The sequence below is a fragment of the Allobosea massiliensis genome, from assembly GCF_042655245.1.
In the GTDB taxonomy this organism is placed as follows: Bacteria; Pseudomonadota; Alphaproteobacteria; order Rhizobiales; family Beijerinckiaceae; genus Allobosea; species Allobosea massiliensis.
Window position 1 is genome coordinate 1 of record NZ_JBHSLU010000078.1, and the last position, 21,990, is coordinate 21,990.

General features: G+C 68.9%; 18 protein-coding genes and 1 pseudogene. 12 read left to right on the top strand and 7 right to left on the bottom strand.

Annotated features, from left to right (window positions below; all coding sequences use genetic code 11):
- Nucleotides 1–101: 101 nt before the first annotated feature.
- Nucleotides 102–1,583: pseudogene (locus ACFPN9_RS22075) on the bottom strand (FdhF/YdeP family oxidoreductase); the annotation flags it as partial.
- Between the two features lie 151 nt (nucleotides 1,584–1,734).
- On the opposite strand from ACFPN9_RS22075, the gene ACFPN9_RS22080 reads away from it, so the two are divergent.
- The 7 genes from ACFPN9_RS22080 to ACFPN9_RS22110 all read left to right on the top strand — a co-directional run bounded on the left by ACFPN9_RS22080 (nucleotide 1,735) and on the right by ACFPN9_RS22110 (nucleotide 10,809).
- Nucleotides 1,735–2,682, top strand: coding sequence for an NAD(P)/FAD-dependent oxidoreductase (locus tag ACFPN9_RS22080; protein ID WP_066720806.1), 948 nt, complete (start codon nucleotides 1,735–1,737; stop codon nucleotides 2,680–2,682).
- A 217-nt stretch (nucleotides 2,683–2,899) separates the two neighbouring features.
- Nucleotides 2,900–2,989: a K(+)-transporting ATPase subunit F gene (kdpF, locus tag ACFPN9_RS22085; RefSeq protein WP_082732779.1), complete on the top strand. Its 90-nt coding sequence runs from the start codon at nucleotides 2,900–2,902 to the stop codon at nucleotides 2,987–2,989.
- Between the two features lie 14 nt (nucleotides 2,990–3,003).
- Nucleotides 3,004–4,710 (top strand): potassium-transporting ATPase subunit KdpA, encoded by a 1,707-nt coding sequence (kdpA, locus tag ACFPN9_RS22090; protein WP_156446535.1) that lies wholly within the window; start codon nucleotides 3,004–3,006, stop codon nucleotides 4,708–4,710.
- Nucleotides 4,711–4,718: 8 nt separating this feature from the next.
- The gene (kdpB, locus tag ACFPN9_RS22095) at nucleotides 4,719–6,761 is read left to right on the top strand and encodes a potassium-transporting ATPase subunit KdpB (protein WP_066720809.1); all 2,043 of its coding nucleotides are present in this window, start codon (nucleotides 4,719–4,721) and stop codon (nucleotides 6,759–6,761) included.
- Nucleotides 6,762–6,772: 11 nt separating this feature from the next.
- Nucleotides 6,773–7,363, top strand: coding sequence for a potassium-transporting ATPase subunit KdpC (gene kdpC / locus ACFPN9_RS22100; RefSeq protein ID WP_066720812.1), 591 nt, complete (start codon nucleotides 6,773–6,775; stop codon nucleotides 7,361–7,363).
- An 18-nt stretch (nucleotides 7,364–7,381) separates the two neighbouring features.
- A complete protein-coding gene (locus tag ACFPN9_RS22105) occupies nucleotides 7,382–10,099 on the top strand; it encodes a sensor histidine kinase (protein WP_066720815.1) in 2,718 nt (905 codons plus the stop codon).
- Nucleotides 10,096–10,809: a response regulator gene (locus tag ACFPN9_RS22110; RefSeq protein WP_066720818.1), complete on the top strand. Its 714-nt coding sequence runs from the start codon at nucleotides 10,096–10,098 to the stop codon at nucleotides 10,807–10,809. The genes ACFPN9_RS22105 and ACFPN9_RS22110 overlap by 4 nt, the downstream gene beginning before the upstream one ends.
- Nucleotides 10,810–10,902: 93 nt before the next feature.
- On the opposite strand, the gene ACFPN9_RS22115 is transcribed toward ACFPN9_RS22110, so the two are convergent.
- From ACFPN9_RS22115 to ACFPN9_RS22135, 5 genes are all read right to left on the bottom strand, one after another.
- Nucleotides 10,903–11,694 (bottom strand): enoyl-CoA hydratase/isomerase family protein, encoded by a 792-nt coding sequence (locus ACFPN9_RS22115; protein ID WP_066720821.1) that lies wholly within the window; start codon nucleotides 11,692–11,694, stop codon nucleotides 10,903–10,905.
- 1 nt (nucleotide 11,695) lies between these two features.
- Nucleotides 11,696–12,520 carry an ABC transporter ATP-binding protein gene (locus tag ACFPN9_RS22120; RefSeq protein ID WP_066720829.1) on the bottom strand — a complete coding sequence of 275 codons (825 nt, stop codon included), beginning with the start codon at nucleotides 12,518–12,520 and terminating at the stop codon, nucleotides 11,696–11,698.
- Nucleotides 12,517–13,044, bottom strand: coding sequence for a MaoC/PaaZ C-terminal domain-containing protein (locus ACFPN9_RS22125; RefSeq protein WP_245282318.1), 528 nt, complete (start codon nucleotides 13,042–13,044; stop codon nucleotides 12,517–12,519). Before ACFPN9_RS22125 ends, ACFPN9_RS22120 begins: the two co-directional genes overlap by 4 nt.
- A gap of 46 nt (nucleotides 13,045–13,090) precedes the next feature.
- Nucleotides 13,091–14,089, bottom strand: a complete 999-nt coding sequence (locus tag ACFPN9_RS22130; RefSeq protein WP_066720835.1) for an ABC transporter substrate-binding protein — start codon at nucleotides 14,087–14,089, stop codon at nucleotides 13,091–13,093.
- Nucleotides 14,090–14,186: 97 nt separating this feature from the next.
- Nucleotides 14,187–15,041, bottom strand: coding sequence for an ABC transporter permease (locus ACFPN9_RS22135; RefSeq protein ID WP_066720836.1), 855 nt, complete (start codon nucleotides 15,039–15,041; stop codon nucleotides 14,187–14,189).
- A 160-nt stretch (nucleotides 15,042–15,201) separates the two neighbouring features.
- Here ACFPN9_RS22135 and ACFPN9_RS22140 point away from each other — a divergent pair, with 160 nt between their 5' ends.
- Nucleotides 15,202–16,176, top strand: coding sequence for a ketopantoate reductase family protein (locus ACFPN9_RS22140; protein ID WP_067253739.1), 975 nt, complete (start codon nucleotides 15,202–15,204; stop codon nucleotides 16,174–16,176).
- Nucleotides 16,177–16,179: 3 nt separating this feature from the next.
- Here ACFPN9_RS22140 and ACFPN9_RS22145 read toward each other — a convergent pair whose 3' ends face one another.
- The gene (locus ACFPN9_RS22145) at nucleotides 16,180–17,817 is read right to left on the bottom strand and encodes an acyl CoA:acetate/3-ketoacid CoA transferase (RefSeq protein WP_082737660.1); all 1,638 of its coding nucleotides are present in this window, start codon (nucleotides 17,815–17,817) and stop codon (nucleotides 16,180–16,182) included.
- 156 nt (nucleotides 17,818–17,973) lie between these two features.
- Here ACFPN9_RS22145 and ACFPN9_RS22150 point away from each other — a divergent pair, with 156 nt between their 5' ends.
- Genes ACFPN9_RS22150 through ACFPN9_RS22165 form a run of 4 tightly spaced genes read left to right on the top strand, consistent with a single transcriptional unit; the run spans nucleotide 17,974 to nucleotide 21,375 of the window.
- Nucleotides 17,974–18,717: a 3-ketoacyl-ACP reductase gene (locus tag ACFPN9_RS22150; protein WP_156446564.1), complete on the top strand. Its 744-nt coding sequence runs from the start codon at nucleotides 17,974–17,976 to the stop codon at nucleotides 18,715–18,717.
- A gap of 12 nt (nucleotides 18,718–18,729) precedes the next feature.
- Nucleotides 18,730–19,416, top strand: a complete 687-nt coding sequence (locus ACFPN9_RS22155; protein ID WP_066721617.1) for a DUF4286 family protein — start codon at nucleotides 18,730–18,732, stop codon at nucleotides 19,414–19,416.
- Between the two features lie 33 nt (nucleotides 19,417–19,449).
- Nucleotides 19,450–20,529 (top strand): LacI family DNA-binding transcriptional regulator, encoded by a 1,080-nt coding sequence (locus ACFPN9_RS22160; protein WP_066721615.1) that lies wholly within the window; start codon nucleotides 19,450–19,452, stop codon nucleotides 20,527–20,529.
- Nucleotides 20,530–20,562: 33 nt separating this feature from the next.
- Nucleotides 20,563–21,375 carry a shikimate dehydrogenase family protein gene (locus ACFPN9_RS22165; protein ID WP_197426638.1) on the top strand — a complete coding sequence of 271 codons (813 nt, stop codon included), beginning with the start codon at nucleotides 20,563–20,565 and terminating at the stop codon, nucleotides 21,373–21,375.
- The last annotated feature ends 615 nt before the right edge of the window (nucleotides 21,376–21,990 follow it).

The window sequence follows — 21,990 nt, forward strand, 5'->3', positions numbered from 1 at the left end:
ATCGGGGATCTCTCGGTTCAGGGTTGGCGTTCGCAACCCAAACCTAACCGGCAATCGCCGATGACCACCCTCAGCTACACCACGCTATGGGACACGACCTTGAGCTTGGTCGCGATCTGGACCGAGAGGTCGATTCCGCCCCACTTGGCCTCCATCAGTTCGCGCTCGGGAATGGCGCGAACGAAATTGCCGCCGAGGCCGATGAAGGCGCGGATTTCGCCGGCCATGATCGCCTCGCAGGCTTCGACCGTGGCGAGGCCATCCTCGCGCGGCGGCTCGAAGCGATACTGCTCCGCCAGCCGGTCGAGCGGCACGAGCTCGGCCTTCTCCGCGATGCCGACCGTGCGCTGGCCCTGCACGTTGGAATGGCCGCGCACGGGGCAGATGCCCGCGCCGGGCTTGCCGATCTGCCCGCGCATCAGCAGCAGGTTGACCAGCATTTGCACGCTGTCGACGCCGAGCCGGTGCTGCGTCAGCCCCATGCCGTAGATCGCGATGGTCGCCGTCGCCTTGGCATAGGTCGCGGCGGCGGCTTCCATCGCGGCGCGCGGCAGGCCGGAGGCCTCGATGATCTCGTCCCAGCCCGTCTCGCGCAGCTTGGCCTCGAAAGCGGGGAAATCCTGCGTGTGCTCCGCGATGAAGGCCGCGTCGAGGATCCGCGTCCGCCCCGCCGCCTTCGCCTCGTCGTCGAGCGCGAGCAGCACCTTGCCGATGCCGAGCATCGCCGCGATGTCCCCGCCGGCCCGCGGCTGGTGGTACTGCGTCGCGATCTGCGTGGGGGCGTTGGTGAGCATCTGCCCCGGGCGCTGCGGATTGACGAAGGCCTCCCAGCCGCGCTCGCGCAGCGGGTTGAAGACGATGATCGGCACGTCGCGCTCGCGCACCTGCTGCAGCGTGTGCAGCAGCCGCGGCGAGTTGGTGCCGACATTCTGTCCGAAGGAGAGGATGCAGTCGGTCGCGGCGAAATCGTCGAGCAGCACGGTGCCGACCGGCGTGCCGATGCTCTGCGGCAGCGCCACCGCGGTCGTCTCGTGGCACATGTTCGAGCTGTCGGGCAGGTTGTTGTGCCCGTAGAGCCGCGCGAAGAGCTGATACATGTAGGAGGTTTCGAGCGAGGCCCGGCCCGACGCATAGAACACCGTCGACTTCGGATCGTAGCCCTTGAGCTTCTGGCCGATGTCGGAGAACGCTTCCGCCCAGGACACCTCGACATAGCGATCCCAAGCGCGGTCATAGCGCATCGGATGCGTCAGCCGCCCGGCATTCTCGAGCTCGTAATCCGACCAGCCGAGCAGTTCGGTGACGCTGTGGCGGGCGAAGAAGTCAGGCGTCGTGCGCCGGGTCGTCACGTCCCAGAAGGTCGCCTTGGCGCCGTTCTCGCAGAACTCGGCGCTATGGGCCTCGCGCGGCTTGGTCCAGGCGCAGCTGGTGCAGGCATAGCCGCCGACCTTGTTATGGTCCGTGAGGAGCCCCGGCGTGCTGTGAAAGGCATTCTGGCCGACGACATGGACGCCGAGCGACTTGACCGAGCCCCATCCGCCGGTCGGTTGCCGATAGGGCTTGTAGCGTGCGCGACGGGCCATCCATATCCTCCCGGTGATCTCCCGAGACCCAATCGGCGGCGGCTTTAATGGTTCCGCATTGGAATCATCTGTCGCAACCCGTCAGGCCGCGTCCGGCTTTGATCCGGCAGGCGCTGGCGGGCGTAAGCGTGAGGCATCGGAGGCACGCGTGATGAACGAACATTGGGCCGTGATCGGCGCCGGGATGGCCGGGCTTGCGGCTGCGCGCCGGCTGGGCGCAGCCGGCCGGTCGGTCACCCTGTTCGACAAGAGTCGCGGCCTCGGCGGGCGGATGGCGACGCGGAGGGCTGGCGGTTTCCGCTTCGACCATGGCGCACAATACTTCACCACCCGTGGCGAGCGGTTTCGCGAGCTTGTCACGAGGCTGACGGGGGAGGGGCTGGTCGGGCGCTGGGGCGAGGATCATGTCGGCCTGCCCGGCATGAGCGCGCCGGCCCGCGCATTGGCCCCGCAGGCGACGGTCGTGAGCGAATGCACCGTCTCGTCGCTGACACGCGGCTCCCATGGCTGGGCTGTCTCGGCGGCCGAAGGACCGGTCGCGACCGAGGGCAACGGCACGTTCACCGGCGTCATCGTCGCGGTGCCGGCACCGCAGGCCGCGCCGCTGCTGGCGTCGGCGGGCTGCAACTGGGCCGGCGCGGCGCGCGCGACCTATGCCCCTTGCTGGGCGCTGATGCTCGGCTTTCAGGCGCGCACCGCGCTCACGCAGGACCGCCTGCGTCCGCAGGATACGGCGATCGCCTGGATCGCGCGCGACAACTCCAAGCCCGGGCGCGATGCGAGCGGTGACGCCATCGTCGTGCACGCCACGCCGGGCTGGTCGCGCGAGCATCTCGAGGACACGCCTGAGCAGGCGGGGGCGGCACTTCATGCCCGGTTCCGCGCTCTCACCGGCGAGACTGCGGAGCAAGCCTTCCTCGCGGCCCATCGCTGGCGCTACGCGCTGGTCGAGCAGCCGCTGGGCGAGGCCTTTTTCTGGGACCCTTCGGCCCGCCTGGGAGCCTGCGGCGACTGGTGCATCGGGCCGCGGGTGGAAGCCGCTTTCGACAGCGGCGACAGCCTCGCCGCGGCCATCCTGGGTCCAGACCCGGCGCGCTGAGCGGCCGGCGACACCCCGCATCGCGACTTTACGCCGGCGTTACGCCGAGCCGGCGTCTTCGACATGGCGGCCTTACGGCCATCGGCTCCATCTCCGGTCCGACCACGGACCGGAGCTTTTCCATGTTCATCGACCTTCTCTTCTTGCTCGGCGGCCTCGCGCTGTTCGGCCTCGCCGGCGTCGCCGTCGCCGCGGCAGAGCGGCTGTGAGGCGCATCATGCCGCTCGACATCATTCTGGGGCTGACGGTGGCGGCGCTGCTGCTGGCCTATCTGCTCAAGGCGCTGCTGCGCCCCGAATCCTTCTGACCGGGGAGCGGTTCATGACCCAGACCCCTTTCATCCCTGACCTCGTCCAGTTCCTGATCTTCGCGGCCCTGCTGCTGGGGCTCGCCTGGCCGCTCGGCCACTACATGGCCCGCGTCTTCACCGGCGAAGCGCAATTCCTGTCGCCGATCGAGAACGCGATCCTCGGGCTCGCTGGCCAGGGCCGGCCGCAGCCTCAGCGCTGGCACGCCTATGCTTTGTCGCTGCTCGCCTTCAACGCGGCGGGCTTCGCGCTGCTGTTCCTGATGCTGCGCTACCAGAACCTGCTGCCGCTCAACCCGCAGGGCTTCGACGGGATGCCGGCGCCTCTCGCCTTCAACACGGCGATGTCCTTCGTCACCAACACCAACTGGCAGTCCTATGGCGGCGAGACGACGCTCTCGAACCTCAACCAGATGCTCGGCCTGACGACGCAGAACTTCGTCTCGGCCGCCAGCGGCGCCGCTGTGGCCGCCGCCGTCGCACGCGGCTTCGCCGCGAAGCAGACCCGCGTCCTCGGCAATTTCTGGGTCGATCTGACCCGCACCACTCTCTACATCCTGCTGCCGGCCGCGCTCGTCCTGGCGCTGGTGCTGGTCGCGCTCGGCCTGCCGCAGACTCTCGCCGCATCCTTCGACGCCACGACGCTTGAAGGCGCCAAGCAAAGTATCGCGCTCGGCCCCGTCGCCAGCCAGATCGCGATCAAGCAGCTCGGCACCAATGGCGGCGGCTTCTTCAACGTCAATTCGGCGCATCCCTTCGAGAACCCGAATGCGCTGTCGAACCTGCTGACCACGATCTCGATCCTGCTGATCCCGGTCGCGTTCTGCTTCACCTATGGCCGGCTGGTCGGCGACCGGCGCCAGGGCCGCGCCCTCTTCGCGGCGATGGCCGTGCTGTTCCTTACCGGCTTCGCAGCGATCTATGGCGCCGAGCGCCTCGGCAACCCGCTGCACGCCGGGCTCGTCGATGCCGCGGCCGGCAACATGGAGGGCAAGGAGGTCCGCTTCGGCATCCTCGCCTCGACGCTCTGGGCGGCGGCGACGACGGCGGCCTCGAACGGCTCGGTCAATGCCATGCTCGATTCCTTCACGCCGCTGGGCGGGCTCGTCGCGATGCTCAACATCCAGCTCGGCGAGGTGGTCTATGGCGGCGTCGGCGTCGGCCTCACCGGCATGCTGCTCTTCGTCATCATCACGGTCTTCCTCGCCGGGCTGATGGTCGGCCGCACGCCGGAATATCTCGGCAAGAAGATCGAGGCGAAGGAGATCAAGCTCGCGGCGCTGACCCTGCTGATCATGCCTCTCGGCATCCTGGTCTTCGCCTCGCTGGCGATCGCGACCGGCCAGGCTCAGGCCTCGGTGCAGGACGCCGGCCCCCACGGGCTCTCGGAGTTGCTCTACGCCTACACCTCGGCGACCGGCAACAACGGCTCGGCCTTTGCCGGTTTCACCGCCAACACGCCCTGGCACAACAGCTTCCTCGGCATCGCCATGATGCTCGGCCGCTTCGGCTACATCATTCCGATCCTGGCGATCGCCGGCAGCCTCGCGGCCAAGCGCCCCGCGGCCGAGACGGCCGGCACCTTCCCCACCCATGGGCCGCTCTTCGTCACGCTGCTGGTGGCGACGATCCTGATCGTCGGCGCGCTCACCTTCCTCCCCGTCCTCGCTCTGGGCCCGATCGCGGAACACGTCTCGATCCGGGCTGGGCAGAGCTTCTAGAGGTCCCCATGAGCAAGCATGCTCCCACCGAGATGGGCCTGTTCTCGCCCGTCATCCTCCGGCCTGCGATCCTGCAGGCCTTCCGCAAGCTCGATCCGCGCAGCCTGGCGCGAAACCCGGTCATCTTCTCGACCGCGCTGGTGTCGCTGCTCGCCACCATCCTCGTCATCCGCGAAGGGCTGACTGGCGGGCCGGTCTTCTGGATCGGCCTGCAGATCGCGATCTGGCTGTGGTTCACCGTGCTCTTCGCGAACTTCGCCGAGGCGGTCGCGGAAGGGCGCGGCAAGGCGCGGGCCGACGCCTTCCGCTCGACCCGCTCCTCTTCGCTCGCCAAGGTCCTGGTCGATCCGGCCAACCGGGTCGTCTACGGCACCAAGGAGGTCGAGCTCGTCGAGCCCGGCGAGGTCATCCTCATCGAGGCCGGCGACATCGTGCCGACCGATGGCGAGATCATCGAGGGCGTCGCCTCGGTCGACGAAAGCGCCATCACCGGCGAGTCCGCGCCGGTCATCCGCGAATCCGGCGGCGACCGCTCCTCGCTCACCGGCGGCACGCGGCTGGTCTCGGACTGGCTCGTGGTGCGCGTCACGGCCCGCCAGGGCGAGACCTTCCTCGACCGCATGATCGCGCTCGTCGAGGGCGCCAAGCGCCAGAAGACCCCGAACGAGATCGCGCTCGACATCCTGCTGGCGGCGCTGACGCTGGTCTTCCTCTTCGTCGTGGTGACGCTGCCCTTCTTCGCGTCCTGGTCGGGCACGACGCTGCCGGTGATCTATCTCGCGGCGCTGTTCGTGACACTCATTCCGACCACGATCGGCGGGCTGCTCTCGGCCATCGGCATCGCCGGGATGGACCGGCTCGTGAAGGCCAATGTCATCGCCAAATCCGGCCGCGCGGTCGAGGCGGCCGGCGACATCGACGTGCTGCTGCTCGACAAGACCGGCACGATCACCTTCGGCAACCGCATGGCCCATGCCTTCGAGCCGGCGGCGAATGTCAGCGAGCGCGATCTCGCCGAGGCGGCCTTCCTGGCCTCGCTGTCGGACGAGACGCCGGAGGGCAAGTCGATCGTCGATCTCGCCGCCAGGCGCTTCGGCTTCGAGGCCGCGGCCGGTGCAGGCGCGGTCTTCGTGCCCTTCACCGCGCAAACCCGGATGTCGGGCGTCGACCTTCCGGATGGCCGCGCCCTGCGCAAGGGCGCCTCCGACACGATGGCGAAGCTCACCGGCGGCGCACTGTCGGCGACGGTCGAGCAGGCGGTGCGCAAGATCGCCTCCGCGGGTGGAACGCCGCTGGTGGTGGCGCGCGACAACGACGTGCTCGGCGTCGTGCATCTCAAGGATGTGGTGAAGCCCGGCATCCGCGAGCGCTTCGCGGAACTGCGCCGCATGGGCATCCGCACGGTGATGATCACCGGCGACAACCCGCTGACGGCGGCCGCCATCGCGGCGGAAGCGGGCGTCGACGACTTCCTCGCGGAGGCGACGCCGGAAGCCAAGCTCGCGCTGATCCGCAAGGAACAGGCGAAAGGGCGGCTGGTGGCGATGTGCGGCGACGGCTCCAACGACGCGCCCGCGCTGGCGCAGGCCGATGTCGGCGTCGCCATGAACTCCGGCACGCCCGCCGCCAAGGAAGCCGGCAACCTGATCGACCTCGACAGCGACCCGACCAAGCTGATCGAGATCGTCATGGTCGGCAAGCAGCTCCTGATCTCGCGTGGCGCGCTGACGACCTTCTCGATCGCCAACGACGTCGCCAAGTATTTCGCCATCCTGCCGGCGCTGTTCGTCACCGCCTATCCGGGCCTCGCGGTGCTCGACGTGATGGGGCTCGGCACCCCGCAATCGGCGATCCTGTCGGCCATCATCTTCAACGCGCTCGTCATCGTCGCGCTGATCCCGATCGCGCTGAAGGGCGTGCGCTACGCCCCGGCCTCGGCGGCCTCCCTGCTCGGCCGCAACCTGCTCGTCTACGGGCTCGGCGGCCTGATCGTGCCCTTCATCGGCATCAAGGCGATCGACCTGATCGTCGACCTGCTCCACCTCGCCTGAGGAGATAGATCGTGACCTCCTATCTACGTCCCTCGCTCGTCCTGCTCGGCCTGTTCAGTGTGCTGACGGGCGCCGCCTATCCCCTCGCCGTCACCGGGGTCGCCCAGGCCGTGTTTCCCGCCAAGGCCAACGGCTCGCCGGTGATGAAGGACGGCGCCGTGATCGGCTCGTCGCTGATCGGCCAGTCCTTCACGTCGGATCGCTATTTCCATGGCCGCCCCTCGGCGACTTCCGCACCCGATCCGCAGGATGCGTCCAAGACGGTGGACAGCCCCTACAATGCCGCCAACTCGACCGGTTCCAATCTCGGGCCGGGGTCTGCAACGCTGAAGGCCGCGATCACGGACCGGGTCGCGGCGCTCGGCGGCGGACCGCAGCCGGCCGACCTGGTCACGGCCTCGGGCTCGGGCCTCGACCCGGACCTCTCGCCGCAGGCGGCGCTCGCCCAGGTGGCGCGCGTGGCGAAGGCCCGCGGCGTGGCGGAAGACAGCCTGCGCCGCCTCGTGCAGGACCAGGTCGAGCCGCCGCTGCTCGGCATTCTCGGCGAGCCGCGCGTCAATGTGCTCGCCCTCAACCTCGCGCTCGACAGGCTCGCGCGCTGATGCTCTGGTTGCCCGCGCATGCCCAGCCCGCACGACGATAGGCCCCCGCCCGAATCCTTCCTCGCCGGAGCGCGGGGCGAGGAGCAGGCGGGCGCCGGCCGGCTCAAGATCTTCCTGGGCGCCTCGCCGGGTGTAGGGAAGACCTTCGCGATGATCGAGGAGGCCCGCGTGCGCCAGCGCGCGGGCCGCGATGTCGTGGTGGCGCTCGTCGAGACGCATGGACGGGCCGAAACGGCGGCGCTGCTCGACACCCTCGAGCAATTGCCACGGCGACAGGTCGACTATCGCGGGCAGGTCCTCAGCGAACTCGATGTGGACGCTCTGCTCGCGCGCCGGCCGGCGATCGCGCTGATCGACGAACTCGCCCACACCAACGCGCCGGGCTCGCGCCACCCCAAGCGCTGGCAGGATGTCGTCGAGGTGCTCGACGCCGGCATCGACGTCGTGACCACGCTGAACATCCAGCATGTCGAGAGCCTGAACGACGTCGTCGCGCGCATCACCGGTGTGCGCGTGCAGGAGACGGTGCCGGACCAGATCCTGCAGCGGGCCGATCAGATCGAGCTGATCGACCTGCCGCCTGAGGAGCTGATCAAGCGGCTCGAGGACGGCAAAGTCTATGTGCCGCAGCAGATCGGCCGGGCGCTCGACAACTTCTTCGGCAAGGGCAAGCTGACGGCCCTGCGCGAACTCGCTTTGCGCACGGCCGCGAGCCGCGTCGATGCCGAGATGCTCGACTGGATGCAGGCCCATGCCGTCAAGGGTCCCTGGCCGGCCGAGGAGCGGCTGCTGGTCTGCATCAACGAAGCGCCGGTGGCGCGCAGCCTCGTGCGGGCCGGCAAGCGCATGGCCGAGCGTGCCCGCCTGCCCTGGATCGTAGCGACGGTGCTGACGCCCCGCCACGAGGCGCTTCCCTCGGATGCGCGCGCCGTCACCACCGAGGCACTGCGGCTGGCGGAATCGCTCGGCGCCGAGACGGTGGTGCTGCGGGCGGAGACGGACGCCGCGGGCGAGATCCTGCGCTATGCCCGCCAGCGCAATGTGTCGCGGCTGGTGATCGGGCGGCCGCGCTCGCAGCGGTCCTGGTGGCAGCGGCTCGTCGGCGCCTTTCGCGAACCTGTCGCGGACCGGCTGCTCGACGACGCCACCGATTTCGAGATCACGGTGGTGACGCCGCATGCCCGGGTCGAACGGCGCAAGGCGGTCGCCGACCCCTGGCTGCAAGGACCGTGGCAGGGCTACGCCACCGCCTGCGGTGCGATCGTCGTGGCGACCATGCTGGCCCTGCCGATCTCGATCTGGGATGCGGTGCCGGGGGGCGCGATTTCGGCGATTTATCTGATCGCGGTGCTGATGGTCGGGGCGCGCTGGGGGCTGGGGCCTTCGCTGGCGGCAGGCGCGCTGGGATCGGTGGCCTACAACTTCTTCTACACCCCACCCTACTATTCGCTGCACATCAACCGCTCGGAAGATGTCGTGTCGATCCTGGTTTATCTGCTGGGCGCGCTCTTCACCGGCACGCTGGCCGGGCGGCTCAAGGCCCAGGTCGAGGCGATGCGCGCCGCCCAGAGGCGCACCGAAACCCTCTACGACTTCGCCCGCAAGATCGCCTCCGCCACGCAGACCGACGACGTGCTCTGGGCCGCGGCCTTCCACATTGCCGCGACGCTGGATTGCCAGTCGCTGATCCTGATGCCGGATGCAGCGGGGGCGCTGCAGCAGGTGCAGGGCCACCCCACCATCGCGGAACTCGATGCCCGCGCCGAGGGCGCCGCGCGCTGGGCCTTCGAGAAGAACGAGCCGGCCGGCGCGGGCACCGCGACGCTGCCGATGGCCGAATGGCTGTTCGTGCCGCTCGCCACCGCCAGCAGCATCCTGGGCGTCATCGGCGTGCGCTTCCGCGACCGGCAGCGCGGGCTCGACCCCGAGACGCGGCGCCTCCTGCTGGCGGTCGAGGACCAGGTCGCCGTCGCGGTGGAGCGGACGCGGCTCGCCGGCGAACTGGCGAATGCCCGCGTCTCGGCCGAGGGCGAGAAGCTGCGCGGGGCGCTCCTGAATTCCGTCAGCCACGATCTGCGCACGCCGCTGGTGACGGTGATCGGCGCCGTGTCGAGTCTGGCCGAGACCGATGGCGTCCTCGGTGCGGCCGACCGCCGCGAGCTGACGATGACGGCGCTCGACGAGGCGCGCCGGCTCGACCGCTACGTCCAGAACCTTCTCGACATGACCCGGCTCGGCCATGGTGCGCTGGCGCCGAAGCGCGCGGCGGTCGATCTGCGCGAAATCCTCGGCGTGGTGCGGACCGATCTCGAGCGGGTGCTTGCGCGCCACCGCCTCGTCATCGAAACGCCGCGCGACCTGCCGCCGCTCCATGTCGACCCCGTGCTGATCGGGCAGGCCATCGCCAACATCGTCGAGAACGCCGCCAAATACGCACCTGCGGGCACCTCGATCACGATCGCGGCGCGAGCCGACGGCGCCATGGCCGAGATCGCGGTGACCGATGAGGGACCCGGCATTCCCGAGGCCGAGCGCGAGCGCGTTTTCGACCTGTTTCACCGCGTGGCGGAAGGGGATTCGCGTCCGGCGGGCACGGGGCTCGGCCTGTCGATTGTGCGCGGGCTGGTGGAGGCGCATGGCGGCACGGCACGGGCCGAAGCGGGGCCCGGTGGACGCGGCGCCGCGATCGTGATCAGGCTGCCCTTCGCCCCTGCCTGCAGCGATCTCTCCGAATGACCGAGCCCAAGCCCGCCCGCATCCTGGTGATCGACGACGAGGCGCCGATCCGGCGCTTTCTCGCGATCGTGCTCGGCGCCGGCGGCTTCGAGATGCTGGAAGCCGACCGCGGCCGCCTCGGCGTCGAGCGCACCGCGACGGCGGCGCCCGATGCCGTGCTGCTCGATCTCGGCCTGCCCGACATGGACGGCAAGGCGGTGATCCAGGCGATCCGCGAATGGTCGAGCGTGCCGATTCTCGTTCTGTCCGTGCGCGATGCCGAGACCGAGAAGATCGCGGCGCTGGATGCCGGCGCCGACGACTATGTCACCAAGCCGTTCTCCACGGGCGAATTGCTGGCGCGGCTTCGGGCGCTGCTGCGCAGCCGCGGCGAACGCAACGCCGAGCCGGCCGCCATCCGGATTGGCGGGCTCGAGATCGACCTGGCGAGCCGCACGGTGAGCGTCGACGGCCAGGCCGTGAAGCTGACACGCAAGGAATTCGACGTCGTCGCTCTGCTGGCGCGCAATGCCGGCAAGCTCGTCGGGCACCGCCAGCTCCTGACGACGATCTGGGGCCCGGCCCATGTCGCCGACACCCATTATCTGCGGATCGCGATCGGCCATGTCCGCGAAAAGATCGGCGACGACGCGGCCGATCCCCGCTTCATCCTGACCGAGCCCGGCGTCGGTTACCGCCTCGTCGATGCGCGCAACGCGGCACAAGCCTAGACGAGGCCGTGAGCCTCGGATGCGAGAGGCGGATCTTCGCTCTTCCTTGGTCCGGCATGACCAAGCCTGGTCCAGTGGTGGTAGGGCCAGGCATCATCGCCCAGCGAAGACAGGCGCGCGCTTGCCGAAGAAGGCGGCAGCGCCCTCGTGCAGGTCGTCGGAATCGAAAATGCGCTGCTGCGCGACATTGGCCTGCATCAGCCCGGCGTCGAGCGGCAGGTCGCCGGCGCGATCGACGAGGTCCTTCGCGAGGCGGTTCGAGATCGGGCCACGCTCGGCGATCTCGCCGGCAAGCCGCCGCGCGGCCTCCAGCGCCGAACCGTCGGAGGCAACCGCGTTGACGACGCCCCAGGCGAGGGCGGTCTCGCTGGAGATGGTGGCGCCGGTGAACAGCATCTGCTTGGCGCGGGCCGGGCCGACGAGCCGTGTCAGCCGGACCGCGCCGCTGCCGGCGAGCCCGCCGAGATGGCATTCCGGCAGACCGATGGCGACACCCGCCTTCAGGACCCGCAGATCGCAGCAGAGCGCCAGTTCGAGCCCGCCGCCCAGTGCCGGCCCATCGATGGCGGCGATGGTCGGCATCGGCAGCCGCGCGAGATTGCGAAGAACCATGTCCTCCACCAGGATCTTGCGCTCGCTGGCCTCGTGGCGGACCGAGGCGAACTCCTTGATGTCGCTGCCGGCGCAGAAGGCGCGGGACTCGCCGCCATGTAGGATCACGCAGCGCAGATCGTCGCGCCGCGCGAGGTCGGCGAGGATGCGGTTGAGCTGGCGTAGCAGCGAACCCGTGACGAGGTTGAGCGGCCCGTTCCACAGCGCGATCTCGGCGATGAAGGAGGTTTCGCTCAGCCTCGCGCTGCCCCCTGCCGCGCCGTCATTCGCCATGTCAGGCCGCGCTCTGCTGGGGCAGGGTGATCCCGTGCAGCACGCCCATGCGTTCGAATTGATGGTGGATGCGGTCGACATAGGCCGCAAAGGCCGCGGCGTCGCCGAGCACGATCGGCCGAGGCCGTGGCAGGTCGACTTCGATGTCGTCGATCACCTCGCCGGGGCTCGGGCTCATCACCAGAATGCGGTCGGAAAGACCCACCGCCTCCTCGACACTGTGGGTGATGAAGACCACCGTCGGGCGCCGGCGCAGCCATAGGCTTTCGAGATCGGTCCGGACCTGGAGGCGCGTCAGGGCGTCGAGCGCGCCGAAGGGTTCGTCCATCAGGATGACGGGCGGCTCATGGACGAGCGTCCGGATCAGCGAGACGCGCTGGCGCATGCCGCCCGAGAGCTGGTTCGGATATTTGTCCATCGCGTGCTCGAGCCGCAGCTGCGCGAACAGGTCCTTCGCCCGGCGCGCCAGCGTATCCCGGTCGAGCCCGCGGATATCCGCATGCAGCATGACGTTCTCGAACGCCGTGCGGAAATCGAGCAGCAGATGGTCCTGAAACGCGATGCCGACATCGGTGATCGGCTTGGTGACACTGCGCCCGTCGACGGTGATCTCGCCGGTCGAGCGCGAGAGCAGCCCGGCGATCATCAGCATCAGTGTGCTCTTGCCGCAGCCCGAAGCTCCGACGACCGAGATGAACTGGCCGGCGGGAATCGTCACGTCGATCGGCTTCAGTGCGCGGAAAGGCTTATCGCCGTCCGCGCCGAACACCTTCGAGACATTGCGGATGTGGATCGTCACACCCGACTTCTGGTCCGGCTCGGTCATGAGGCTGTCCGTTCATTGGCCGCGGGAGCGGCGGAGCTCGACGCCGCCACGGCCTCGAGCGGCACCTTGGAGACGAGCAGGGCCTTGCGGCCCTGCTGCACGACCGACCCGTCCTGCTTCACCACCTTGACCTCGAAAGTGGCGATCGCCTGGGTCGGCCGCGAGCGGCTGTCGCGCAGTTCGGCGAGCTCGTAGTCGACGAAGATCGTATCGCCGACGAAGACCGGCCCAACGAAGCGCCAGCCGTCGATGCCGAGGAAGGCGATCGCCATCTCGCGAAGCTCGCCGGTGCGCGCCCACATCAGGCCATGGGCATAGGCGAGTCCGAGCATGCCATGCGCGACCCTTCGACCGAACTGGCTGGCTTGGGCGTAGACGTCGCTGGTATGCAGCTCCGAAAAATCGCCCGTCAGCCCTGCGAAGCCGACCAGGTCGGCATCGGTGATCGTGCGGCCCGGGCTGCGAAAGCGCATCCCGACATGGAGGTCGTCATAGCGATAACCCAGTCTCGGTTTGTCCTGCATGGCGTCCGGCATCGTCCTGGTCGCGGGGAAGGCGGGAAACGCCTGCTCACTTGCAGGCGCGCATCTCGCTCTCGGCGGGCAGATACTCATTGGTGTAGTAGCTCTTCGGATCCTGGTTTTCCGGCAGCAACTTGACCTCAGAGAGCAGCGCCTGGGTGCGGGTCCAGTGCGCGTCCTCGGCCTTGCCGATGAACTTGGCGCCGCCGCTGCAGAACAGCGGGGTGATCGCGGCGAGCTCGGCCGTGGCGAGCTTGACGTTGACGTCCGGGAACAGCGTCTTGACGTGCTCGATCGCCTTCGCCGGGTTGTCGAGCGCAAACGACCAGCCCTTCAGGCTCGCGGCGATGAACTTCTTCAGCACCTCGGGATTCTGCTTGATGTAGTCGTTGGAGGCGAAGATCGAGGTCGCCACCGTCGGCACGCCGTGATCGGCGAAGGGGAAATTGGTCAGCTCGGCGCCCTGCATCTCGAGCTGGATCTGGTAGGCGTCGGTCGAGCCGAGGATGGCGTCGACCTGGCCCTGCAGGAGCGAGGGCACCATCGCGGCCACCGGCATGTTCATCAGGGTCATGTCCGATTCCTTCAGGCCGTTGGCCTTGAGGAGAAGCGGCAGCATCGGGCCCTGCGAGCCGCCGGCGGGCACGCCGATCTTCTTGCCCTTCAGATCCGCGACGGACTTGATGCCCGTCTTCTTGAGCGCGTTCACGGCATTGGGGTTCGACTGGTAGATCGTCGAGACGATCTTCATCGGTGCGCCCTTGGAGATCAGCTGGCTGACCGCCACCGCGTCGGCATAGGCGAGTTGCGAACGGCCGCTGGCGACGAGCTGCGCCGTGTTGCCCGACCCATTGCCCTGCACGATCGTCACATCGAGCCCGGCGGCCTTGTAGTAGCCCTCGCCGACGGCGGCGGCGAAGCCGGCATTCGGGCCACCCGCCGTCCAGTTCAGCTGGAAGGTGACAGGGGTCTGTGCCAGCGCGGCAGAAAGCCCGAGGCCGGCGGCAAAGGCGGTGGCCGCCAGCGAGCGATTGATCCAGTGCTTCATGTGAGCCCTCCCATTGTGTTGGTCTTGTCGTGGTTTTCGTCTCGGTGGGGCGGAAGCTGGCTCCTTCGGCCAGCGTTTCGCCGCCGCTCCGGCGTGCTCAGCGGCGGGTGCGACGCTGCCAGGGCGTCATCAGCCACTCGCTGAACTCGACCGCGTAGTTGATGACGATGCCGATGATGGTGAGCACGACGAGGACCGCGAAGGTCAGCTCGATGTCGAGCGTGCTGGTGCCGCGCAGCAGGACATAGCCGAGGCCCTGATTGGCGCCGACGAATTCGGCGACGATGGCGGCCGTCGCGGCAATGGTGGCCGAGGTCTTGATGCCGGAGAAGATGACCGGCAGCGCGGCGGGGAAGCGCAGATACCAGAAGGTCTGCCAGGTGCTCGCCCCCATCGACTGCGTCAGATAGAGCAGCCGCTGGTCGAGGATCTGGAAGCCGCTGATGCTCGCGAGAAGCAGCGGGAAGAACGTCATCAGCAGGGTCAGCAGGACCTTCGATTCCATCCCGAAACCGAGCCAGACCAGGAAGAGCGGCGCCACCGCGATCTTCGGCACGAGCTGCAGCAGCATGATCGGCGGATAGAGTGTCTGCTTGGCGATCGGCGAGAGCGCGATCAGCAGGCCGAGCGGGATGGCGAAGACGACCGTCAGGCCGAAACCGAGCACGATCTCGGTCAGCGTCACCTTGGCATTGAGCCAGAGCATGCCGGCATCGGTGACGACGCGCTGGAAGACCGCCCCTGGCGCCGGCAGCAGATAGGCCGGGATCTTGAAGAACTGAATCGAGAAGGACCACAGGCCGACGATGGCCACGAAGGTCAGCGGCGGAATCAGATTCCAGCCGATCGCGCGCAGCCGTCGCATCGTCGGCGAGCGGCGGCGCGGCGCGGCCTCAACCGCCGGCGCGCTGTCGAAATCGGACGCCGCCCGCGACGCCATCTGCGAAGCCATGTCCCGGCTCTCCTTCCCTGTGGTCCGGCACCTGCCCGCAGGCGGCGCTCTTGATGGGGCGCTGCGCTGCATTGGCAGGGCGCCGCCATGGTCGATGCGGAGAAGCTAGTCGACCCTGGCCGGCGTGACAAGCAAAATGTATCCGCTTACATTGTCGTGAATGGCCGGCGTCGGCAACGCGGCGACGAGGAGGCTGCAGATGAAGGATCCGCGTGTCCTGGTGGCCGGGGCGGGAGCGATGGGCTGCCTGTTCGGTGGCCTGCTGGCCGAGCGGGGCCTGCGCGTCACGCTCCTGATGCGCAGCGAGGAGCGTGCATCGGCGATCCGCGAGCGGGGCTTGCGCATCGTCGGGGAGGGGGGTGACCGCAGCGTTCCGATCCACGTCGCAACCACGCCGAGAAGCGTTGTCCCGGCCGATCTCGTGCTGGTCCAGTGCAAAGCGCATGCGACGCGCGAGGTGAGTCGAAGCGTGGCGCCGCTGATGGCGCCCGGCGCTGTTGCCGTGAGCGTCCAGAACGGTCTCGGCAATGAAGAGATTATGGTGGAAGCGATGGGGCCGGGTGCCGTCCTGGGCGGTCTGACCTCGCTCGGCGCAACGCTGGACGCTCCCGGTGTGGTCCGCAACTACGCCGCATTGCCGACATTGATCGGCGAAATGTCGGGCGGCCTCTCGCAGAGGGCCGAAGCGCTGGCCGCGCTGCTGACCGAGCACGGCCTCCCGACCGAGGCGAGCGCGTCCATTCTGACCGAGAAATGGCGGAAGCTGATGTTGAACGTCGCGATGTCCGCGACCAGTGGCCTGACCGGGCTGACCATCGGCGGCGTCGCGAGCCTGCCGCCGCTGGCCCTCATCGCGAGGCGGGCGATGGACGAGGCCGCCGCCGTAGCGCAGGCCTGGGGCATCGATCTGCCGCGAGAAACACGCTACCGCGTCTTCGACGGCATCGTCGGCAGCGGAGCAGCGCGCAACAAGACCAGCATGCGCCGCGACATCGAGGCGGGCCGGCCCAGCGAGGTCGAAGCGATCTATGGCAGCGTGATCGAACGCGGCCGCTCCAAGAGCGTACCGACGCCGACGCTCGAGGCCCTCGCGGCTCTGATGCTCGGGCTGGAAAGGGCGCGGGACGAGGCCTGAACCTCAGGCCGGTTCGGCCACGCCCGCGACGCGATGCACAGTCTCCGTCTGCCCCAGCCGACGACGCGGCTGGCGAGCCTGCGAGCCGAGTGCCGCGATGTCGCGCTTGAGGCCCATCGGCTCAGCCGCGAAGAGGCGCGCATCCATCGTCCTGAGATCGGCCGCGATGGCGGGGCGGAAATCCATATGGGCGACGATGTCGCGCTCGATGTCGATGCCGGGCGCGACCTCGCACAGTTCGAGCCCGCTGGCGCCGACGCGGAAGACCGCGCGCTCGGTGACGAAGACCGCCTCGCGGCCCTGCTCGCGGGCGAAGCGGCCATTGTAGCAGATCTGCTCGACGGCACGGACGAACTTGCGGCTGCGGCCTTCCTGCAGGATGCGCAACTGCCCGTCCGTTGTGGCGATCTGCAGCCCGCCGGCGGTGAAGGTGCCGCTGAACACGACCTTGCGGGCGTTCTGGCTGATGTTCACGAAGCCGCCGATGCCGACGATGGTGTCGCCGAAGCGGCTGACATTGACATGGCCCTCGCCATCGACCTCGGCAAAGGAGAGGAAAGCGATGTCGAGCCCGCCGCCATCGTAGAAATCGAACTGGTAGGGCTGGTCGACGACGGCGTCGTAGTTCTGGGCGGCGCCGGAATCCGGACCCGTCAGCGGCGCGCCGCCGACGAAGCCCTGCTCGTTGGTCAGAACGATCTCGTCGAGGAAGCCTTCCTCCGCCGCGACCGCCGACACGCCGGTCGAGATGCCGGCGCCGAGATTGCAGATCGCACCGGGGCGGATCTCCATGGCCGCGCGACGCGCGACGATCTTGCGCTCGGTGAAGGGCAGGCGGCGCATGCCCTCCAACGGAATCCGCATCTCGCCGGAATAGCTGGGATTATAGTCGCTCCAGTACGTCTGGCGCTGGTTCTCGTCGACGACGATATGGTCAACAAGGATGCCGGGGATCTTCACCGCGCGCTGCGGCAGCGTCCCGCGCCGCGCCAGCCGCTTGACCTGCACGACGACGACCGCGCCGAGCCGCCGGCCCGCTTGGGCGGAGGACAGCATCTCGCCCGGCACCGCCTCCTGCTCCATGGTGACGTTGCCGTCCTCGTCGGCGGTGGTCCCGCGCAACAGCACGACATCGAGCGGAAACGGCTTGAAGCGCAGCCATTCCTCGCCGCCGATCTCGAGCAGTTCGACGAGGTCTTCGCGCGCCGAAGCGCTCTGCCGCGCGCCGCGCTGGCGCGGATCCACGAAGGTGTGCAGCCCGGTCTTGGTGATGACGCCGGGGCGGCCGGCGGCGATCTCGCGGGTCATCTGCGCGATCACGCCCTGCGGCAGGGTGTAGGATTCGATCAGATCCTTCTGCGCCAGCTCGATCAGCGGCGGGGAATCGACCAGCGCGCCGGTGATGCTGCGCCTGAGCATGCCGGGGTGGCGGAAGCGCGCCGCGCCCTTCAGCTTGCGGTCGCCAATGCCCACCGCGTGGATCAGGCAGAGGTCGCGCGGTGCGCCGGTCTCGAGAAAGCGGGCTTCGATCGCTTCCAGCACGGCCTCCGGCACGCAATGCCCGCCGCCCGAGCCGCTGACCAAAATGCTGTCGCCGGGCTGGATGAGCGAGGCTGCCTCGCTCGCGCTGATCACCTTCATCGGTCGCTTCCTCGCTGCGTCCGGCATCGGAGCGATTGACTTTCGCAGCCGGTTTTGTAACCGCTTGCATAGAATTGGGAGTCGACCAGTGTCAAGTCCGAGACGCCTTGCCCCGGCCATGAGATGCCATTCCGGTCGGACCGCGAGACCGGCGCCGTGAAACGCGTCGCGATCGTCACCGGGGCAGGGCGCGGCATTGGCGCGGCCATCGCGGAAGCGCTCGCTGCTGCCGGTTTCGTCGTGGCGCGGGTCAGCCGGGAGCCTGTCTCCGAGGCATGGCATGGTCCGTCCGATGCGGGCGCCTATTATAGCTGCGACGTCGCCGATCTCACTGGCCATGACGCGCTGATCGAGCGGATTGCCGTCGATCTCGGCGAGCCGGAGTGCCTCGTGAACAATGCCGGCATCACCTCGCGCCAGCGCGGCGACCTGCTCGATCTCTCGCCGGAGAGCTTCGACGACACGCTTTCGGTCAATCTCCGCGCCGGCTTCTTCCTGACGCAGGCCTTCGCGCGCCGGCGCCTGGCGAAGCTACCGGGCCAGCCGGGCTCGATCGTCTTCATCGGCTCGGCCAATGCCGAGATCATCGGCGAGAACCGCGCCGATTACTGCATCAGCAAGGCCGGCGTCGGCATGATGGCGAAGCTGTTCGCGGCGCGCCTGGCCGCCGACGGCATCGCCGTCTTCGAGGTCCGCCCGGGCGTGATCCGCACCGCTATGACCGCGCCGGTGACGGAAAAATACGACGCGCTGCTCGCGGCTGGCGGCATTCCGATGCAGCGCTGGGGCGAGCCCTCCGATGTCGGGCGCACCGTCGCTGCCCTCGTCACGGGGGCGATCCCCTATGCGACGGGCATCCATATCGACGTCGGCGGCGGGCTGCAGTTGCACAGGGTCTGAGGAGAAAACGACGTGGCATTGGCGGGCAAGGGCGTGCTGGCGATCTGGAACGGCATCGCCGCGGAGGCGGAGGCCGATTTCGTCGCCTGGCATATCGGCGAGCACATCCCCGAGCGCGTCGCCGTGCCGGGCTTCCTGCGCGGCCGCCGCTATGTGGCGGAGCGGGGCGCGCCAAAATACTTCAACTTCTACGAGACGGAGACGCCCGAGGTGCTGGTCTCGCCTGACTATCTGGCTCGGCTGAACGCGCCGTCGCCCTGGACGCAGCGTGTCGTCCGGCATTTCCGCGAGACGTCGCGGACGATCTGCCACGTCGCGCAGAGCCGCGGACTCGGCGACGGAGCCTCCGTCGCGACATTGCGGCTGGCGGCGAGCGGCGAGCGGGCTGCATTTCTCGCGCGTCTCGGCACGATGATGGACGAACTTCAGGCGGCGCCCTCGATCGTGGCCGTGCATCTGCTCGAAGGGCAGGGCGGTGGCGGCGGCGCGACGGCCGAAAAGGCCCTGCGCGGCGAGCCCGACCAGACGGCGGACTGGATTCTGCTGATCGAGGCCGTCGAGGCCGCACCGCTCGAGGCGGCGCTTGCCGAACATGCGTCCGCGCAGGCGCTGTCATCCGTGGCGTCCGGCTACGATCCGGCGCGCGATTATGGCATCTATCGCCTGCAATACGGGCTGGCGAAACCGCAACTCGCGTGAGGTCCTGCCGGCCGGAGCGGGAGAGATGAACGCATGGCGCGGGTGAAGACGGTCGACAGGGGCACGGTCATCGCGCCGTCCGAGGGGCGCGGCGACGTGCGGCGCAGCGTGGGTCTGCGCGAGGTGGCGCAGGCGGCGGGCGTCTCGACGGCGACCGTCTCGCGCGCCATCAACAATCCGGACGTCGTCTCGGCCGATCTGCGCGAGCGTATCGCGGTTGCGGTCGAACAACTGGGCTGGGTGCCGGACGGGGCGGCCCGCGCCCTGAGCACCCGCCGCTCCCAGACCATCGGCGCGGTCTTTCCGGCGCTGTCGATCGGCGATTTCGCCCATGCGACGCAGGCGATCCAGTCGGAGCTGTCTCAAGCCGGCTATACGCTGCTGCTCGCCTGCTCGGAATATGATCCCGATCTGGAATTGCGCCAGGTCCGCAAATTCGTCGAGCGCGGCGTCGACGGGCTGATCCTGGTCGGCCAGGCACACCATCCGGAGTTGGTGCCGCTGCTGCGGCGGCGCGACATGCCCTTCGTCAACACCTTCGTCTATGACTCGCAGACCCACGGCACCTGCGTCGGCCCCGACAACCGCAAGGCGCTGATGATGATGACCGACCATCTGGCCGATCTCGGCCATGTCCGCTTCGGCGTCATCGCGCAGTCCACCCGCAACAACGATCGCGCCAGCGCCCGCCTCGACGGCGTGCGGGATGCCCTCGCCAGCCGCGGCCTCGCCGTCCGGCCGCAGCATTTCGCCATGGGCGAATGGTCGATCGCGGATGGCCGGCGCCTGCTGCGCAGCCTCTGGCAGACGGACCCGAAGCCGACCGCGATCATCTGCGGCAACGCCCATCTCGCCGTCGGCGCGGTGCTGGAGGCGCTGGCCATGGGGCTTCGCCTCCCGGCCGATCTCTCGATCGTCGGCTATGACGACATCGAGATCATGAGCCATCTCCCGGTGCCGGTCACCACCGTGCGCGTGCCGGGCGCCGAGATCGGCCGCATCGCCGCCCAGGTCCTGACTGCGAGGCTGGAGGGGCGCGACTGCGCGGTCTCGTTCGAGGCGGAGGCTGAGCTGGTGATCCGGGCCTCCTCCGGCCCGCCGCCTCTCGACTGAATGCCCGCTCCTCATCTGCAAGAAGGTTGCCCGATGCCCGCAGACGCTCTGCCCCCCGCGATCAGCGGCAAGACCCGGCTCCTCGGCTTTCTCGGTGATCCCGTCATCCACGCCCGCTCGCCGCAGAACTTCAATCCACGCCTCGCGGCGTCCGGTCACGATGCGGCGCTCGTCCCGCTCCATGTTCCATCCGACCGCTTCGAGGCCGCGATCCCCGGCCTGCTGGCGCTCGCCAATCTCGACGGTCTCGTCGTCACCATGCCTTACAAGGAGCGGCTGATCCCCTGGCTGGACAGCATCAGCGAGCGGGCGCGTGACGTCGGCGCCGTCAACGCGGCCCGGCGTCTGCCGGACGGCCGCTGGATCGGCGACATCTTCGACGGCGTCGGCCTCGTGGGCGCTGCCGCCGGCATCGGTTTCGTCCCGCAGGGCAAGAGCGTCGGCCTGATCGGCGCGGGAGGAGCGGGCGCGGCGATCGCTTTCGCCCTCGTCGAAGCCGGCATCGCCTCGCTCTCGGTCGTCGACCGGGATGAGGCCCGGGCTGTCGCGCTCTGCGGCCGCATCGCCGCCAAGGGCGGCATCATGCCTGAAGCCGGCTCGCTGTCCCTCCGCGGTCTCGATCTGCTGGTCCACGCGACACCTGTCGGCATGGCCGAGAGCGACGGAACCGCCATCGACATCGCCGACCTCGAGTCCGGGACCGTGGTGATCGACATCGTCACGAAGCCGACCACACCGCTTCTGCTTGCCGCCGCACGCCGCGGCTGCCGGACGGCCGGCGGCGGCGCCATGGTGCAGGCCCAAACGGCGGCCATCGCGGCCTTCCTGGGCTATCCGCTGCGGTGACCGGACCCGACGGCGGCCGCCGCGCGAGACCGTTGGCGAACGTCCCGGGGGCGGCTCAGGTCGGGTCTCGCCGCGCTTCCGGCGGCGTCCCGTACCGCGGGGATCGGCTTTGGAGCCTGAGGCAGGCGTCGGACGGCCAGTGAGACCTTGCCGGGTCCCATAGCGAAAGCGTTTGTCCAGTGCCTCCTGCTGCGAGTGGTCGTGCCAAATCCCGCCCGCGCTTCCACGCGGACGTCACAAACGAGGGGCAGCGGAGCGCCGCGAGGCGCGTTGGGTAGCAAGCCGCATCCATTGAGCCAGGATGCGGCGCGGGCAGATTGAGCCACTGCCCGCACGCCCCCCGGCGCTCCGCCTGTCGGCGATTTTGGGCTCCGGGCCGCGCTTATCGGGTCGACGGCCAGCCTCCGCCGCGAGCCCTTTCGACGCCAGTTTCCCTCATCGGGTTGTCGCGTCTAGTCGGGCATGGGACGAAGGCATGATGCCCAAGACCGTTCCAGCGAGCTCCTCGCACAGGGATGGTCGTGTCCCATAGCGTGGTGTAGCTGACGGTGGTCACCGGCGATTGCCGGTTAGGTTTGGGTTGTGAACGCCAACCCTGAACCGAGAGATCCCCGA

What these genes read in the sequence shown, in the direction of transcription:
- kdpA (WP_156446535.1), top strand. Translation starts at nt 3,004, where the DNA reads ATGACCCAGACCCCTTTCATCCCTGACCTCGTCCAGTTCCTGATCTTC.
- ACFPN9_RS22165 (WP_197426638.1), top strand. Translation starts at nt 20,563, where the DNA reads ATGCCCGCAGACGCTCTGCCCCCCGCGATCAGCGGCAAGACCCGGCTC.
- ACFPN9_RS22080 (WP_066720806.1), top strand. Translation starts at nt 1,735, where the DNA reads ATGAACGAACATTGGGCCGTGATCGGCGCCGGGATGGCCGGGCTTGCG.
- ACFPN9_RS22135 (WP_066720836.1), bottom strand. Translation starts at nt 15,041, where the DNA reads ATGGCTTCGCAGATGGCGTCGCGGGCGGCGTCCGATTTCGACAGCGCG.
- ACFPN9_RS22130 (WP_066720835.1), bottom strand. Translation starts at nt 14,089, where the DNA reads ATGAAGCACTGGATCAATCGCTCGCTGGCGGCCACCGCCTTTGCCGCC.
- kdpB (WP_066720809.1), top strand. Translation starts at nt 4,719, where the DNA reads ATGAGCAAGCATGCTCCCACCGAGATGGGCCTGTTCTCGCCCGTCATC.
- ACFPN9_RS22120 (WP_066720829.1), bottom strand. Translation starts at nt 12,520, where the DNA reads ATGACCGAGCCGGACCAGAAGTCGGGTGTGACGATCCACATCCGCAAT.
- ACFPN9_RS22125 (WP_245282318.1), bottom strand. Translation starts at nt 13,044, where the DNA reads ATGCAGGACAAACCGAGACTGGGTTATCGCTATGACGACCTCCATGTC.
- ACFPN9_RS22140 (WP_067253739.1), top strand. Translation starts at nt 15,202, where the DNA reads ATGGCCGGCGTCGGCAACGCGGCGACGAGGAGGCTGCAGATGAAGGAT.
- ACFPN9_RS22160 (WP_066721615.1), top strand. Translation starts at nt 19,450, where the DNA reads ATGGCGCGGGTGAAGACGGTCGACAGGGGCACGGTCATCGCGCCGTCC.
- ACFPN9_RS22145 (WP_082737660.1), bottom strand. Translation starts at nt 17,817, where the DNA reads ATGAAGGTGATCAGCGCGAGCGAGGCAGCCTCGCTCATCCAGCCCGGC.
- ACFPN9_RS22105 (WP_066720815.1), top strand. Translation starts at nt 7,382, where the DNA reads ATGCCCAGCCCGCACGACGATAGGCCCCCGCCCGAATCCTTCCTCGCC.
- ACFPN9_RS22115 (WP_066720821.1), bottom strand. Translation starts at nt 11,694, where the DNA reads ATGGCGAATGACGGCGCGGCAGGGGGCAGCGCGAGGCTGAGCGAAACC.
- ACFPN9_RS22110 (WP_066720818.1), top strand. Translation starts at nt 10,096, where the DNA reads ATGACCGAGCCCAAGCCCGCCCGCATCCTGGTGATCGACGACGAGGCG.
- kdpF (WP_082732779.1), top strand. Translation starts at nt 2,900, where the DNA reads ATGCCGCTCGACATCATTCTGGGGCTGACGGTGGCGGCGCTGCTGCTG.